We start from the raw sequence: 15,955 nt of genomic DNA on the forward strand, positions 1-15,955 counted from the left end.
GGTACCGCCTTCTACATGATGTGCAGAAATGCCATACGTCGGCTCACTGAAATCGCGAATACGTTGTCAAGGGATTCCGGGTTGATCTCTCGAAGCAGCCTCTACTATGCCAGCAACCCTCAAGATATCGGCTTGATTCGTCATGAGTATGACCTCCTCAAACGCAAGGGCTTCGACGTGCAGTACTGGAACCGCGATGATGTGAAGGCTAAATTTCCGTTCTCAAAGGAAGCCGCCATCTATACCCGCGGCGATGCCGAAGTCAATCCCTACCGTCTCGGACATCATCTTCTTCAGGATGCCGGCGATCAGGGGCTGCGAATTTATGAAAACAGCGAAGTGAAAGAAACCAGGTATACACACAACGATGTCACCGTCATGACGGATCAGGGAAGCGTTTCAGCCAAACACGTGATCTGGGCTACCGGGTACAGCACCCAAGAATGGAAGCCGGATTATCAAGTGGATCTCCTCAATACCTATGCCATTATGACCGAGCCTGTTCACGATCTGTCTTCGTGGTATGAGCGGGCTCTCATATGGGAGACCGACCGTCCATATCTCTATTTCCGGACAACGCCGGACCGGCGGATCATGGCCGGTGGACTGGATGAGCCGCTGCCTCCTTCAGGCAAACCGGAGGAATACGCCGAGCCAAGAAGCCAGAGACTGCTGAATGAAATTCATAAGCTGTTCCCTACGATGACGGACGTGAAAATGGCGTGCAGCTGGGCTGGCGTGTTTGCCTCCACCAAAGACGGCATCCCGCTGATCGGCAGACATCCGCAGTATCCGCACAGCTACTTCATCGAGGTTTATGGCGGAAACGGTATGGTTTACAGCATGATCGCCGCCGACCTCCTGGCCGAGACGATTGCCGGCAGAGAGCCCGAAGAACTGAAATGGTTCTCGCTGAGGCGTCCGATCGACCTGAACTTCACATAAATTAAGAAGGTATCCCCTAACAGGCCCTGCGGCCTTGGAGATACCTTCTTTGCGTTTGTACGATTTGCCTCCGCGTCGCGGCCTTCTATTTTAAAAAAAACGTCGCTGACCTGCGTTATCCAACTTTCGCTCATTGCATGATCTCCATGTCTCACATCGATGCCATCAGGCTCAGGCGGCTTGTCCTTTGCTAGGAAACAGCTTTCGTATGAACAGCCAAGATCCGATGGGGGATGCCCCCAGAAACAGCAGCAGCAATGTTATCGTTAACGTATCCTGCCTGAATGACAGTACAAGAATGAAAACAAGCAAGCCCGTAATTCGGCCTATCGTCAGACTGAGTTCCCGGAGCACGACCAGTTCCACCCGCTTCTCCACGTTTTCCTGATTCACGCCCATGAGATCGAAGCTGGCCGATATAGCCGGCATCATGTACAGCGGAATGAAGAGCGACGTCCCGATTCCCAGCACCAGCAGCGTAGTGTAGTTGACCGTAAATAGCAGCGGCATGATGACAAGCAGCATCAATACGGAACCAACCAGCATGCCGGTTTTACGGAATTTGGGCTTGAACCATTTCCCGCAGGCCCAGTAGCTGACCAGTGAAACGGCCGAAGTAATCAACGCGAATTGCCCCAGCTTGGACTCCTGATCCGTCGCCACGAAAACAAGCAGCGTGATGAGAAAGGAGAACACGCCCTCCCGGATTCCCTGAACAGCCAAGCCTAATACCGCGTATTTCCAAACGCCGCCCTCCTTGAGGCGGCTTACCCCTTCCAGCCAGTGATAATCGCTTTGAACCGGCCTTTTGCGCAGAAAAAAGCTCATGACCACCGTTACGGCGAAGATGGCCATCGACACGGTAAAAATAAACCGATAGCCCTGATCCCCATGCATCAGCGTAATGATCCAGCCTGCCAGCCATGGACCGATAATCCCCGTTATGGAGCCCAAGAGCCCGATCCAGCCATTAAACCAGTCCCGGTTCTCCGCACTCGACACCTCGAAGTAAACCACATTAAAGGCCAACCAGAACAATCCTAAAGACACACCGAACAGCAGGCCGAGCGGCCAAATGTAATGGACGGCGTCCCTCCCTGCCCACAGCACGCATAGATAAAACAAGCCGGACACGGCAATTCCCAGGCGAAGCGCATTCATTTTGTTATGCTCCTTCACCCATTTGCCGGCGGCCCAGAACGTCAGGCCAAGCGCCACCTGCTGCGCAATCGTGAACCAGCCGAGCATGGTGTAATCTTGGCGGCTTTTCCATAAGTATACGTTGAGGAACGTACCCGACAATGCGCTCGATAGAATAAACAACCCATGAACCGATAACAGAAGCATAGCCTGGGGGTCCTTTGTCAACTTCATATACAGTTCCTCCCTTGCCCTTTCACTTGAAGTCCAAGGTATTTTACCCCTTCGCGCTCCACTTCATGAACAAAAAAAAGGAAACCGCCGCCGGCAGTTTCCTTAAGTCATCCGCGGGATCGGCAACAGCGCCGCTCCGCAACTCTATTCCTTTTTATGGATAAAACTCTTGATCATCCGAAGCCGGTCGTTCTCTGCCAAATTGTACTGCACATGGAAGCATCCGGGACATACATAAACGTTCAGATCATACGGAGGCTGCAGAATGGGAGCTTGGATCAAGGGTGCGTGAACCGGCTGGAAGCCTTCTCCGCTCACGCGCTGCGTTCCTGCATGGAGCATATACTCTCGGCAATGCAGACACTCGGGCACTTCCTCTTGTTGGTCCAGGATCCCCTCCACCGTCTCCTCGAATGCAAAAAGATCGTGATCTTCCCCGTACTTATCCACGGTGCGAAGCGATGACAGCGATTCATGGTCGGAGCCCCAGATGCGATGAAGATCGCGCGCCTCCTCGTCGGAAGGCTCATAAGCCTCTTCATATTCCTCCCCGCCGTCCTCTTCATCTTCATCTTCATCTTGCAATGCGATATTCAATGTGCGGTAGCCTTTAAGCTCATTCGCGCAGTGAGGACAGGTATCCTCGGGACCTATCTCCTCATCCCATACAATCTCACTTTGGCACCATGGGCAAACCGTCGGTTCCATCGGTCATTCATCCCTTTCTTTATTCAAACGGCCATGAATGGCCCTGTTTACGTTATTTTTATTGAGACATTAAGTATACAATACCCGCCACGAAAAAAATCATGGCTGCCGCAAACAATATCCGCGGTAAATATTTCATCGTTCTTTTCCTCCCGAAGCCCTTAAGTAATGCTCGCTCCAATAATGTAAGACAAAGATACGGTGATAAGAAGCACGATCAGGCCCACTGCCCGATTATCCTTGCCAATCTCTTCATCGACCGAAAACACAGGCGTCAAGAATTCAAGCAGCCAATAAGCCAATAAAAGCAGTATAAACCCGAAGAACGACCATTTAATCATGCCGTAAATGGACGTATTCGCCGTGATGCTATACCGCATCACGTTACAAATGCCAAAGACCTTGCCGCCGGTCGCCATGGCCGCGGCAACATTTCCTTTGCGTATTTCATCCCAGCAATTGTACTTGGTAACCAATTCAAAGCAATACAAGTAAACAATAAGTGCAAGTATCGCAACCGAGAAATAGCCGACGAGCACCCCAAGCGGATGGGTCAGCAAATGATCAATCGCTTCCGTCATTCCCTTATTTCCTCCCTGATAAACGGGATGCGGCACCTTTCGCATCCCGTCGTTCTGAACCCTATTGATGATATGTTATACGATTGAAGGAGAAAACGGTTCCTGATTTCTTATTTCAACTCGGCAATCGTAACGCCATTGCCGCCTTCGCCGTAATTGCCTAAACGATGGCTTTTGACATGTTTGTGCTTGCGCAAATAATCCTGAATGCCGGTTCGCAAAATGCCGGTTCCCTTGCCGTGAATGATGTAGATCTGTCCCAGATTCCCCAAAAACGCCTCATCAATGAACCGGTCCACCTCGATCAAGGCTTCTTCCAGGTTCGCTCCCCTTAAATCCAGCTCATTCCGGATGTTGGCATCGCGGGTCCGCTTCAGGACGGTGGCATGCTGTTTCGGTGCCTGCTTGGCATTGGCGGCTTGATTCGACAGCAGCTCCAAATCGTCCAGCGCGACCTTCATCTTCATAATGCCAAGCTGAACGACGGCTTCCTTCGAGCCGGACATCTCCACGACATGCCCCTTCTGATTCAGGCTGTATACCCGAACCTCATCCCCGGGCTCGATGCTGCGCTGCTGCTTCGCAGAACGCTGGCCGCCCGTTTTCTTGCCCTGCTGCGGCTCGGCGTCATCCAGGCGCTTTCTGGCCGCGATCAGCTTGTGCTCCTTAACGGAAGCCCCTTCCTCCTGGGCAATCTTGCGCAGGTCCGCAATGATCTCCTCGGCTTCGCTCCGCGCCTTGTCCACGATCTGTCTTGCTTCCGCCCGAGCCTTATCAACGAGTTTGTCTTTCTGCTCCTCGAGCTTCTGAAGCTCCTGCTGGTGACGTTGACGCAGTTCCTCCATTTCCTTCCGAACCTGTTCCGCCTTCTCACGCTCCACTTCAGCGGTATGCCGGTTCTCCTCGAGGGACGCAATCATATGCTCCACCCGCTGATCCTCTTCCTTCACTTCCCCGCGGGCGAATTCCAGAATGGATCCTGGCAATCCCAGACGTTCTGCAATAGCAAACGCGTTACTTCGTCCAGGAACGCCCACCAGCAGCCGATAAGTCGGACTTAGGGTATTGATATCGAACTCCATGCTGGCATTGATCACGCCTTTGCGTTCATAGGCGTATGCCTTCAATTCGGAATAGTGCGTCGTCGCGATCATGCGGCAGCCCATGCGGTGGATATGCTCCAGAATGGAAATCGCCAGAGCCGAACCTTCCGCCGGGTCGGTCCCCGCCCCCACTTCATCGAGCAGGACCAGGCTCTTCGGCGTCATCTGGCTTAAAATGCGAATGATGTTGGTCATATGGCTGGAGAAGGTACTCAGGCTCTGCTCAATGCTTTGCTCATCGCCAATATCCGCGTAGATCGCATCGAACACGCACATCTGGCTGCCTTCTTCGGCCGGAATAAACAGTCCGGACATCGCCATCAGGTTTAATAAACCGATCGTTTTGAGCGTAACCGTCTTACCGCCGGTATTCGGGCCCGTGACGATGATGGAGGTATAGGAATTGCCCAATTCCACGTCCAGCGGCACGACCTGGTCCGTCGGTATGAGCGGATGTCTGCCTCTGCGCAGCTTAATATATCCTCTGTCGTTCATCCGCGGGAGCGAAGCCTTCATCACATGAGCTAAACGGGCTTTGGCAAAAATAAAATCGAGCTGCCCGATCAGATCGACGTCGATGGACAGCAGTTCAGCCTGTTCGCCGACCTGGGCGGTCAGCTTCTGCAGAATCACTTCAATCTCCCGTTCTTCCCGCATCCGGGTCTCGCGCAGCTTGTTGTTCATCGCCACGATGGACTCCGGTTCGATGAACAGTGTCGCGCCCGAGCCGGACTGGTCGTGTACGATACCGCCAAAGTGGGAGCGATACTCCGCTTTGACGGGAATGACGAATCGGTCGCCGCGAATCGTAATCAGCTGGTCCTGCAGCATTTTCGCCACCGATTGCGAACGGATCATGGATTCCAGCTTCTCGCGGATGCGTACCTCTCCGCCTCGCAGCTCCCTCCGAATTTGCGACAGCTCCGCGCTTGCGGAGTCCAGCACCTCGGCCGTTTCATCGATGCAGAGCCGAATGGCATCCTCCAGCGGCTTCTGCTCCGAAATAAGATCGCTTAAATTAAAGAGAATATCAATCTTCTCATCCTCATGAATCGCAGCGATAAACCGTTTGATTCGTCGCGACCCGTGAATCGTGTTCGACGTGGCAAGCAATTCATGCGGATTCAGCGTGCCTCCGATTCGAGCCCGCTTCAAAGCATCGTTGATGTCGGTAATGCCGCGGAAGGACGGGTTGCCCTTAAGCCGGTCTACGGTGTAAGCCTGGTCGGTGGCCGCGAGCAGATCCTTCACGGCTTCGAGGTCGGTCTCTGGCATTAACCTTTCAGCCCTCAAACTTCCCATGGAGGTTTGGGTATATTGCGTCAATGTATTTAAAATTTTCCGGTATTCTAAAGTGTGCAAAATCTTGTCGTTCAAGAAGTTCACAACTCCTCTCAATCAATGCCTATATTATATCGAACGCCATGCGAAATCGCCATGGAATCCAAAATCCTTCCACACATAACCTAACGTCCGATTGAACAAAATAAATTCTGCGTAACATTCCAGTCTTATTCTAAGGAGGCAGGTACCATGCAATTTCTCGGGCATGTCGTTCGATTTATCGTAGCGGCTCTCGTCCTTATGGTCGTCGGATGGATCGTCCCTCAATTCTCCGTCGGCGGATTCGGAAGCGCCCTGCTGCTTGCACTCGTCATCGCCCTGTTTGGCTGGGCTATCGAGGGCATCTTCGGCAAAAAAGTCACGCCGTTTGGACGCGGCATCGTGGGCTTCATTGTGAGCGCGCTTGTCATTTACCTGGCCCAGTTCATCGTCGGAGGCGTTAGCGTCTCCATTCTGGGTGCTCTGCTTGCTGCACTGGTCATCGGGATCATCGATCTGTTCATTCCGATCTCCACCCCGTTTGAAGCAGGCAAAAACCGCAAAGAATAAGACAGAAGGCCGCCCGCTTCTGTCAAAGGATCCTGACGGAGCTCTTCCTGAACGATCCCGGTTCGCGGTTAAATCCATCGATGCATTCCCCACAACTGCCCCCTGTTGCTATATGACAGGGGGTTGTCCGTGTTCGAGCAAGTTCCCGTCCTCTTTGACTATGTTTCCCCTACATTATAACGTAAATCCATAAAATTCGTTGCAAACGCTTCACGTTCACCAATTTTTCATAACAGGCATGTGCGTCGACTCCCGTTCTGAGCTATCATAAAGATTGGAAATTAATTTTCACAATTATTTCATAGTCAGGAGAGATTATAGTGAAAAAAGGCATAGCACTACTTGTTTCATGTATGCTCCTTTTTGTATTGGCGGCCTGCGGCGGAAACCAACAAGAGTCCGAGGGCAATTCGGGGATCACGGATACCGGCGTGGCACCGGAAGCAGAACTCGTGATTAAAGGCTCCAACTTCCAATTTGACCAAGCCGAATATCACCTCAAAAAAGGGGTGCCCGTCAAGATTACTTACGAGAACGAAGACGGCAACCACGGCGTTATGATTCCTGCGCTTGGCCTGCAGCTGGACCGAAAGAACAACTCAACCGTCGTTACGCCTGACAAGGCAGGAGAATTCGAGGTTTCGTGTTCCATTATGTGCGGAGCCGGTCACAGCAAAATGATATCCAAACTGATCGTCGAAGAATAGCAGGGCCTGCTATGCAAAATGAAAACCTCCGGATCGCCAGAGTTTCCTCTCTCTGATCCGGAGGTTTTTTCAGGTTCACATCTTCGTCATGGCCTAACGCTGATCCTGCTCAATCAACTCGATCCATTCATTATATTCAACTTGGAGCTTCGCATACTCTTCCTTCAGCTTGCGGTGTTCTTCTTCAAGCTGCGCGGCTTGCTCCGCCTTCAATTCCTGTTCTGCCTGCAGCAGCCGATACTGGTGCATAACCAGCTCGTACTGTTCGCCAAGCTCGGAATACTGCTGTGCCGCTTCGCTTTTCTCGCCTTCCAGACGGTCGCAGACCTGACGCGCGGAAGCAATCTCCTGCTGCCAGGACTGAAGCTCTTCTTCCAGCGCAAGCTTGGTTCGTTTCCACTCATCGCGCTCTGCGGCGAGCTTCTCGCTGTCTGCAGCCAGCTGTTCCCGTTCCGCCATCCATTGCTGGTATTGGTCCTGCCAATGAACGGCGCGCTCTTCGGACTCCCTCAGCTGCTCGGCAAGTTCGCTTGCACGCTCTTCGCTGGCGGTCGCCTTCTTGCGAAGCTCATCGAGCTGATTCGACACCGTATCGTATTCTTCTTCCAGCATGGCGTAGAGTTTGCCGGTCTCTTCCTCGCGGATTCCCGCGTCCTGGGTGAGTTTCTCCAGCTCTTCGTTGCGGAGCTGGAGCTCCTTCAATTCCTCCTGGGCGCTTCGCCGCTCGGAAAGGATCCGGTCCGCTTCGTCTTTCATCACATGGATTTCATCCTGAAGCCCCTTCATTCCCTCTTCCAGGCTTTCGTTCAATTCCATCAGCTCGACGATTCTCATCTCGAGCTCGCCGGTCTCCTCCTTGCGCTGATCCGCCAGCGTCCGCCAGGATTGCAGCTCGCTGCTTAGACGCTGCAGCTCTTCCTGCTGCTTGCGGGAGGTCTGATTCGCATCCACCACAAGCTTCTGCAGACGTCTGCGCTCTTCCTCCGACTTGCCGGATTCCTGCTTCAGGGCCTCGAGTTCCTTCGCCAGCCCTTCCGCCTTCGTACGGAAGGAACGCAATTCCTGCGAGGAAGCTTCAGCTTGCTGCTTGGACGAATGGAGCTCTTCCTTCAGCTTGTCCGATTCCGCTTTTACCGTGTTCAGTTCCTTCTCCGCGGTCGTTAACCGCGAGTGCAGCTGGCCGCCGCGATTGCGCTGCTCGGCGAGCTGTTTCTCCAGATCCTGCACGGTCTTCGAGTTCTGCTGCTCCAAATCCTGCAAGGTTTTCGAGTGCTCCAGCTTCAGATCCTGCACCGTCTTCGTGTACTTCTGCTCCAGATCTTGCACCGTCTTCGTGTACTTCTGCTCCAGATCCTGCACCGTCTTCGAATTCTGCTGCTTCAGATCCTGCACGGTCTTCGAGTGCTGCTGTTCTTTCAGAAGCGCCTCTTGTTTATAAGTGCTTTCCTGTTTCTTCAACTGCTCCGCCAGCTTCTCTTCAGCCTGCTTTGCTGAAGTCCGCAAACTCTGTTCCAGCTTCTCGACGGCCTGCTTATGCGTGAGCGCCGACTGTGAAATCTGCCCTTCATAACGGCGTTTCATATCTTCCATCGCCTGCTTGTGGCCGCTCTCCAGCTTCTCGCGCTGCTCCTTAAGACGCACCTCAAGCTGCTGCTTCTCCTTCAGAAGTTCCGCCACCCGGTCCGATTCCTTCTGGAGCAGCTCCTTCGTACGCTCCGACTCCGCCGTCAGGTTCTCCTTGGATTTCCTGTATTCTTCAGCCAGCGTTGTCTGCTCCGCCAGCTTGCGCTCCAGCTGCTCCAGCTGCTGACGATGTCTCTCCTGCTGCTCGATTTGAAGTCCCTGCACCTTGGCCAGTTCCGTTCTCAGCTCATTCCGCTCGGCCGTCATCTGCTTGGCCTCGTTCTGATACTCCAGCTTCTGCAAAGCTTCTTCAGCCATATGTACCGCGGCAAGGACGGCAATGCGCGGGGTATCCAATCGGGAGTGCGCCTTGGAGATGGTACGCATGCGATCATCCACGTAATTGGCTACCTGTCTGGTATAATCACTGCTGTTTCCAACGAGTTTATAGGAAGTTCCGTAGATGTCTACGGTAACGCTTTTACGGTCAGATGTAGTCAAAATTGTGCCCTCCTTCTATTATGTGTAAATTCTATGATGTCTGAAATGGTCTATCCTCTGCATCCATTATATATGAGATAACATCTACAGACGAACCTCTAGAGTACAGACCGAAGTGTGGTATATGATAACACAGTTTTGTGCTTATAATTATGAACCCTGCGGGCCTTCCGATGCAAATCCCAGTTCAATTTAGAGCAAAAAAGCCCGCATCGAATCTCTGATGTAATGGATTCGATGCGGACGTTCACAATTCCTGCTATTTTCTTAATTCTGCGCCAAAAGTTTGCTGAAGGGCGGCGACTGCTTTTTCCGTAACCCCGGCAACCTCTTCATCGGTCAGCGTCCGCTCCTGATGGCGGTACGTCAAGGAGATCGCAACACTCTTCTTGCCTTCTCCCAGCTTGCTGCCCGTGAAGACGTCAAACACCTGAATCTGCTGCAGAAGCTCTCCGGCGTTCTCTCTGATGACTTGCATCAGAGAACCGGCTTCTACTTCCTCATTCACCACGATGGCAAGATCGCGCTCCATGCCCGGGAATCTAGGCAGATCGCGGTAAGCGACGCGGGCATTGGTCAGATCATAGAGCGGCTCAAGCAGGATCTCGGCGGCATAGGTATCTTCCAAATCCAGCTCATGCTGCGTCTTTGGATGAATTTGTCCGAGCACGCCGAGCAGATGTTTGTTCTCGCCCTGACCTACGTAAACGGAAGCGGAACGTCCCGGATGGAAGCCTGCCGGCCCGTTCGCTTCGTAAGAAATGTCGTCAGCGCGAACGCCGAGATAATCGAGCACCGTTTCAAGCGCACCTTTCAAATCGAAGAAATCCACTTTGGCCGGCTGGACGTTCCACTGCTTGCTGCCTTTGCGTCCTGACAGCAGCAGACCGAGAACCGGACGCTCCTGCGGCTGCTTTGTCAACGTCTCCTCCTGCGTGTGGAACAGGTTCCCTATTTCAAACAGGGCCAGGTCCGGCTGCTTGCGGTTATGGTTATACACCGCGATATCCAGCAGCTGGGGCAGCAAGCTGGTACGCAGCACGCTGCGGTCCTCGCTCATCGGCATCGCCAGCTTAACCGCCTTCCCGCCTTCCGATAGGGAAGTGAACACTTCCGCTTGCTGCGGATGAATGAAGGAGTAACCCAGAACCTCCTGGAATCCGCTGTGCGTCAACAGACGGCGAAGCGAGCGGCGGATGGCCTGCGCTTCCGTCAACGACCCCGGCGTCGTAGGTCCTTCAATCGCCGTGGTCGGAATGTTGTCATAGCCATACAGGCGGGCAACCTCTTCGATCAGGTCTACATCGAGCGTAATATCGCCGCGGCGGGAAGGCACTTGGATATCCACCAATCCCTGGCCCGCATCCCCGCTAGGGAAATGCAGTCGGGAGAAGATCGTTTTGACCTCAAGCAAAGACAGCTCCGTGCCCAGATAACGATTGAGCTTCTCCAGCGACAACGTAATCACGGACGGCTCGGTTTGCGCACTTCCTGCTTCGACGATTCCTTGATGCACGGACCCGCCGGCATATTTCGCCATCAGTGCAGCCGCTCGGTTCAAAGCAGGGATCACTGCGGCCGGATCCACTTCCTTCTCGAAGCGGGAGCTTGCCTCTGAGCGAAGTCCCAGCTGACGGGAGGTTTTGCGGACGGTGCCGCCATCGAATTTAGCCGACTCCAGGAAAATATTCACCGTTCCGTCCGTTACTTCGGAGTCCAGACCGCCCATAACGCCAGCCAAGGCCACCGGCTTGCCGCCTGCCGTAATTACCAGCATATGCGGCTCCAGACGCCGCTCCGCGCCATCCAGCGTCACCATCGTCTCGCCGGCCTCAGCCAAGCGTACGTGAACCGCCCCGTCTTTCAGCTGATCCGCATCAAAAGCATGCAGCGGCTGGCCGTATTCCAGCATCACATAATTGGTAATATCCACAATGTTATTGATCGGACGCACGCCGGCTGCCATCAACCGGTTCTGCATCCACAGCGGGGAAGGAGCGATCGTTACCCCCGTGATATAGCGTGCAGCATAATGGCTGCACTGCTCATCCGCGCCGATCGTAACCGAGATATGATCGGCTGCTGCATCATGAACCTCCAGCATTTCCTTCTCCGGGTTCGGCAGGCTCAGCTCGCGGCCGAGGATGGCGCTCACTTCGTAAGCCGTGCCCAGCATGCTGAGGCAGTCGGAACGGTTCGGCGTCAGGTCCAGCTCCAGAATTTCATCGTTCAGGTCCAGCACATCCACAATCGGTTTCCCGATCTCCGTGTCAGCCGGGAGCACCAAAATCCCCTCCTGCAGTTCTTTGGGCAGCAGTTTGTCATTCATGCCCAGTTCCTTGGCTGAGCAAATCATGCCTTGGGACAGCACGCCGCGCAGCTTGGCTTTCTTGATATCCAGCCCGCCCGGCAGCTTCGCGCCCACAAGCGCTACCGGCACCTTCTGGCCAGCATCCACGTTTTTTGCTCCGCATACGATCTGGAGATCTTCTTCCTGGCCTGCATCGACGACGCACACGTTCAGCTTATCGGCATCGGGATGCTTCTCCTTGCTCTTGACGTAGCCTACGACCACGTTGTTAATGCCTTGATTCCGTTTCTCGATCACATCGATTTCAATGCCGGCCGATGTAATGCGGCTAGCCAAATCCTCTGAGGTTACGCCTTCGAGCGAAATATAATCGGACAACCAATCGGTTGAAACTCTCATTGTCTATTCACTTCCCTTTATCGTTAAAATTAGATCCGCGTGAACTGATTCAAGAATGCCGTATCGTTGTTGAAGAAGTGGCGGATGTCATCCACGCCGTATTTCAGCATGGCAATCCGCTCAACCCCCATACCGAAAGCAAATCCGCTGTACTTCTCAGGGTCATAGCCGCCCATTTCGAGCACCTTCGGATGAACCATGCCGCAACCTAAAATCTCTAGCCAGCCCGTTTGCTTGCATACGCGGCAGCCGCTGCCGCCGCATTTGACGCAGGATACGTCCACTTCCGCGCTGGGCTCCGTGAATGGGAAGAAGCTTGGACGCAGACGGATCTGTGTGTTATCGCCGAACATTTCCTGAACGAATTGCAGCAACGTCCCTTTCAAATCGCTCATGCGAATGTTCTCGCCGATCACGAGGCCCTCGATTTGATGGAACTGGAACGAATGGGTCGCGTCGTCGTCGTCCCGGCGGAATACGCGTCCGGGACAGATGATTTTGACCGGAGCTTTTCCTTGCATCGACAGCATCGTCCTGGCTTGCACCGGGGAAGTCTGGGTCCGCATCAGCAGATCTTCCGTCAAATAGAAGGAATCCTGCATGTCGCGTGCCGGGTGGTTCTTCGGCAGATTGAGCGCCTCGAAATTGAAATAGTCCGTCTCCACCTCGGGTCCTTCCGCTACGCGGTATCCCATCCCGATGAAAATATCCTCGATATCCTGGATCACCTTGCTGAGCGGATGCACCGCACCTTGGCTGAGCTTGCGACCCGGAAGGGTCACGTCCACTTTCTCTGCGCGCAGACGCTCTTCGGTTTCCTGCTGCAGGAACGCTTCCTGCTTGCCGGAAATGACTTCCTCGATCGCGCCGCGAACGTCATTGGCCACCTGGCCGATCACGGGACGCTCCTCTGCGCTGAGTGCTCCCATGCCGCGCAGGATTTCCGTCAGGGCCCCTTTTTTGCCAAGGTATTTCACCCGCAAATCATTCAGCTGCTGCGGATCGGTAACATCCTGCAATTGCGCCAATGCTTCCTGCTTTAAAGCTTCCAATTTTTCCTTCATGGCTATTCGCACACCCCTTTGTAAACTCCATCATTGTTCTGAAAACAAAAAAGGCCTCTCCTCCCGAAAAGGGACGAAGAGACCGTGGTACCACCCTTGTTAACATGCATCATACCCTAACCAAGACGGTAAAAGCCTTGGGCACGAGTATGCCTCATCATGCTCACTTGACCGACGTAACGAATCGGACCCGTTATCCCCTACTCAACCGGCGGGCTGCCGTGTTCAGGGAACTGCTCCGGAGCGAACTTCACCAGCCTGATTCTTTGAGGGACACTCTCAATCCACGGCATCCCTTCCCTGTAAAGAGGCACTGGCTACTTTTCTCCATCCATGCATTTAGAACTTATGCAAATATATAGGGTTTATTATATGCAACCTTTCGGCATATGGCAAGTTTCATTTCCCCATTTTAACCTCATCGGACCGATTTTAATCGGGATCCTTGGGCTCAATCCGACAAAAGCCCGGCAAGCTCGGCCCGCAGCTCCCTAATTTCGGCAAGCCAGCTCGCCTCGTCCCCGGCCTCAAGTCCATCAGCGGATAACCCCAGCAATTCCTGAATCCGGTACTCAAGCGCCATTCGGCGATTGTCCTTCTCGGTATCTCCCTTGATCACCCCGGTTCGCGCAGCCTGTTCCTCCTCCTCGCCAACGCTTCCCTCGAACCATGCGGGAGCTTCCCCGGGCTTCAGCGTAAGCAGCCGGTTCGCGATTTTGCGCACCAGGTACCGGTCATGCGATACAAGCGCGATTGCCCCCGGAAAGCTTACGAGCACCTGTTCAATCACCTCTCGGGTGTCCACGTCCAGGTAATTCGAGGGTTCATCCAATACGAGGAGATGCGCCCCGCTGAAATACAGCTTGAGAAAAGCCGTTCTGCACTTCTCCCCCATGCTGAGCTGTCCCATCTTCTTAAACACGTCGTCTCTCCTGAAGAGAAACGAGCCCAGCAGGGTACGCGCACGGCTCTCCGTCATGCCGGGAATGACAAGAAGGCTGTCCAGCAGCGTGGTTTCCGGTTCAAGCCCCTCAAGCTCCTGCGAAAAATAGCCGATCTTGACGGAAGGATTCCGGGTAATCCGGCCCTCCTGTGGATCGATCTCCCCCAGCAGCAGCTTGAGCAGCGTCGTTTTTCCGCTTCCGTTGGGGCCTCTTACGGCCAGCCGGTCGCCGCGGTTCAAATAGAAGGTGAGCTTATTAAAAAGCTGTTGATCTCCGTATCCAAAACAGATGTCCTTCACTTGGACCAGGGTTCGGCCGCCGAATGCCTCCCCTTCCAGCTCCATGTTCAGCTTGGGCCCGCTGCGCGGCTTATCCACCCGCTCGGCTTCCAGCCGTTCCAGCGCTTTTTCCTTGGCATGGTATCTGGAGATGTTCTTCTTCGCTTTGGCCTTGTAGAAACTGGCGGTGATCTTGACTTCATTCACGTCCCCGGCCGCGTTATGCGCTTTATGGAACCATTCCGCGTATCTTCGGATCGACTCCTCAAGCGCCTTGCGGGCCAGCTCCTGCTTGCGATAAAGCGTCTCCTGCTCGCGCAGCTCGCGTTCCTTTTCGCGCCGGTAATCCGTGTATCCTCCCCGGTAACGCCGGAGTTCCTCCGACGTCAGCTCACAGACGGCGGTCGCCACCCGATCAATGAATTCCCGATCATGGGATACAAACAGCACCGTTCCTTTATAGGTCGACACCAGCCACTGCTCCAGCCAGACCAGGCTTTCACTGTCCAGATGGTTCGTCGGCTCGTCAAGCAGCAGAAATTTCGGGGCCGACACCAGGAGCGCAGACAGCATCACCTTCGTCTTTTGGCCTCCGCTCAGCTCGCGATAGGACACCGGCCACACCTCCGGCCCGATGCCCAGCATCGTCATCGCTTTCTCCACCTCGGTCTCCCACTGGAAACCGTTCCGGGATTCATAACGCTCCAGCAGATTGCCATATAACTCAAGCAGCTGCTCCATTTCCGCAGCGCTGCCGCCGTTCATTCGCTGCTCGACTCCCGCAAGCCGAAGCTTCAGCTCCCATAACGTTGGATGACTGCGGCTGCGCACCGTATCGATCGCACTCATATCGCCTTCCTCCGGTTCATCCTGCTGTCTCAACCAACCCCAGCGCTCTCTTGGAAGGATCGCCTCCACAACGCCGGAGGTCGGCTCAAGCTCACCGGCCAGGATGGAGAGGAGCGTTGTTTTGCCGGTACCGTTACGCCCATACAGCGCGATCCGCTCTCCTTCGGCCACTTCCAGCTGAATGCCTTCAAACAGCGGCTTTCCTTGAAGTTCCATGCTTATATCCTTCGCTTTTAGAATCATTGTCATATCGCCTCATCCTCTCTCTGTGAAAAACATCAAAAACCGCAGGCGATGGCCTGCGGCGGTTGTTATGAGAGAGGATTCGCTTGGATCTGAATAACGGGACGAATGCGCGCCACTGCTCAATTCTTCGGCTGTTCATTCCAGGCCAGCCCTGACGGGTATTGAGATGAAAGGTCCTTACCTTGCCCGTCAACAAAAGCAGCAATCCGTTCCGTATATGTGATTGGTATTGGTTCAGAGTACCGTTTCAGACATAACAAAAAGAGGCACCCCAGTCACATTGTTCAGACACGCCAAATCTCTCCCTCTACCGCCGTAGAGAAACGCCTGCAAAACTACATGCAGTTGTTTTAGAGAAAAGGGTGTCTTACTTCATTGGACTAGGTTACCTCGCATTCTTGGAATGAAATTATGGCCATTATAACAGAT

General features: G+C 53.9%; 11 protein-coding genes. 3 read left to right on the forward strand and 8 right to left on the reverse strand.

Annotated elements, in window-relative coordinates; translation table 11 throughout:
- Positions 1–15: 15 nt before the first annotated feature.
- On the forward strand, positions 16–945 hold the full coding sequence (locus P0X86_RS25780) for an NAD(P)/FAD-dependent oxidoreductase (protein ID WP_277746793.1): 930 nt from the start codon (positions 16–18) through the stop codon (positions 943–945).
- Between the two features lie 171 nt (positions 946–1,116).
- On the opposite strand, the gene P0X86_RS25785 is transcribed toward P0X86_RS25780, so the two are convergent.
- The 4 genes from P0X86_RS25785 to P0X86_RS25800 all read right to left on the reverse strand — a co-directional run bounded on the left by P0X86_RS25785 (position 1,117) and on the right by P0X86_RS25800 (position 6,088).
- Positions 1,117–2,325 carry an MFS transporter gene (locus P0X86_RS25785; protein ID WP_347177563.1) on the reverse strand — a complete coding sequence of 403 codons (1,209 nt, stop codon included), beginning with the start codon at positions 2,323–2,325 and terminating at the stop codon, positions 1,117–1,119.
- A gap of 138 nt (positions 2,326–2,463) precedes the next feature.
- Positions 2,464–3,027, reverse strand: coding sequence for a hypothetical protein (locus P0X86_RS25790; protein WP_192570751.1), 564 nt, complete (start codon positions 3,025–3,027; stop codon positions 2,464–2,466).
- A 161-nt stretch (positions 3,028–3,188) separates the two neighbouring features.
- Positions 3,189–3,608, reverse strand: coding sequence for a DUF350 domain-containing protein (locus tag P0X86_RS25795; RefSeq protein ID WP_009590305.1), 420 nt, complete (start codon positions 3,606–3,608; stop codon positions 3,189–3,191).
- Between the two features lie 110 nt (positions 3,609–3,718).
- Positions 3,719–6,088 carry an endonuclease MutS2 gene (locus tag P0X86_RS25800; protein WP_096776424.1) on the reverse strand — a complete coding sequence of 790 codons (2,370 nt, stop codon included), beginning with the start codon at positions 6,086–6,088 and terminating at the stop codon, positions 3,719–3,721.
- 156 nt (positions 6,089–6,244) lie between these two features.
- Here P0X86_RS25800 and P0X86_RS25805 point away from each other — a divergent pair, with 156 nt between their 5' ends.
- Both P0X86_RS25805 and P0X86_RS25810 read left to right on the forward strand, forming a co-directional pair.
- Positions 6,245–6,604 carry a phage holin family protein gene (locus tag P0X86_RS25805; protein ID WP_015737141.1) on the forward strand — a complete coding sequence of 120 codons (360 nt, stop codon included), beginning with the start codon at positions 6,245–6,247 and terminating at the stop codon, positions 6,602–6,604.
- 320 nt (positions 6,605–6,924) lie between these two features.
- On the forward strand, positions 6,925–7,311 hold the full coding sequence (locus P0X86_RS25810) for a cupredoxin domain-containing protein (protein ID WP_009593061.1): 387 nt from the start codon (positions 6,925–6,927) through the stop codon (positions 7,309–7,311).
- Between the two features lie 93 nt (positions 7,312–7,404).
- Here the strand turns inward: P0X86_RS25810 and zapA are convergent, their stop codons facing one another.
- From zapA to abc-f, 4 genes are all read right to left on the reverse strand, one after another.
- A complete protein-coding gene (zapA, locus tag P0X86_RS25815; RefSeq protein ID WP_277746794.1) occupies positions 7,405–9,435 on the reverse strand; it encodes a cell division protein ZapA in 2,031 nt (676 codons plus the stop codon).
- 259 nt (positions 9,436–9,694) lie between these two features.
- The gene (gene pheT, locus P0X86_RS25820; RefSeq protein ID WP_277746795.1) at positions 9,695–12,145 is read right to left on the reverse strand and encodes a phenylalanine--tRNA ligase subunit beta; all 2,451 of its coding nucleotides are present in this window, start codon (positions 12,143–12,145) and stop codon (positions 9,695–9,697) included.
- Positions 12,146–12,174: 29 nt separating this feature from the next.
- Positions 12,175–13,209 (reverse strand): phenylalanine--tRNA ligase subunit alpha, encoded by a 1,035-nt coding sequence (gene pheS, locus P0X86_RS25825; protein ID WP_009593059.1) that lies wholly within the window; start codon positions 13,207–13,209, stop codon positions 12,175–12,177.
- Positions 13,210–13,660: 451 nt separating this feature from the next.
- Complete coding sequence (gene abc-f / locus P0X86_RS25830; RefSeq protein WP_277746796.1) at positions 13,661–15,529, reverse strand: ribosomal protection-like ABC-F family protein; 1,869 nt, start codon at positions 15,527–15,529, stop codon at positions 13,661–13,663.
- Between the last annotated feature and the right edge of the window lie 426 nt (positions 15,530–15,955).

Source organism: Paenibacillus sp. BR1-192 (assembly GCF_029542445.1).
Lineage (GTDB): Bacteria > Bacillota > Bacilli > Paenibacillales > Paenibacillaceae > Paenibacillus_AQ > Paenibacillus_AQ lautus_A.

Coding starts and splice junctions, on each gene's coding strand:
- pheS (WP_009593059.1), bottom strand. CDS start 13,209: ATGAAGGAAAAATTGGAAGCTTTAAAGCAGGAAGCATTGGCGCAATTG.
- P0X86_RS25795 (WP_009590305.1), bottom strand. CDS start 3,608: ATGACGGAAGCGATTGATCATTTGCTGACCCATCCGCTTGGGGTGCTC.
- pheT (WP_277746795.1), bottom strand. CDS start 12,145: ATGAGAGTTTCAACCGATTGGTTGTCCGATTATATTTCGCTCGAAGGC.
- abc-f (WP_277746796.1), bottom strand. CDS start 15,529: ATGACAATGATTCTAAAAGCGAAGGATATAAGCATGGAACTTCAAGGA.
- P0X86_RS25805 (WP_015737141.1), top strand. CDS start 6,245: ATGCAATTTCTCGGGCATGTCGTTCGATTTATCGTAGCGGCTCTCGTC.
- P0X86_RS25790 (WP_192570751.1), bottom strand. CDS start 3,027: ATGGAACCGACGGTTTGCCCATGGTGCCAAAGTGAGATTGTATGGGAT.
- P0X86_RS25780 (WP_277746793.1), top strand. CDS start 16: ATGATGTGCAGAAATGCCATACGTCGGCTCACTGAAATCGCGAATACG.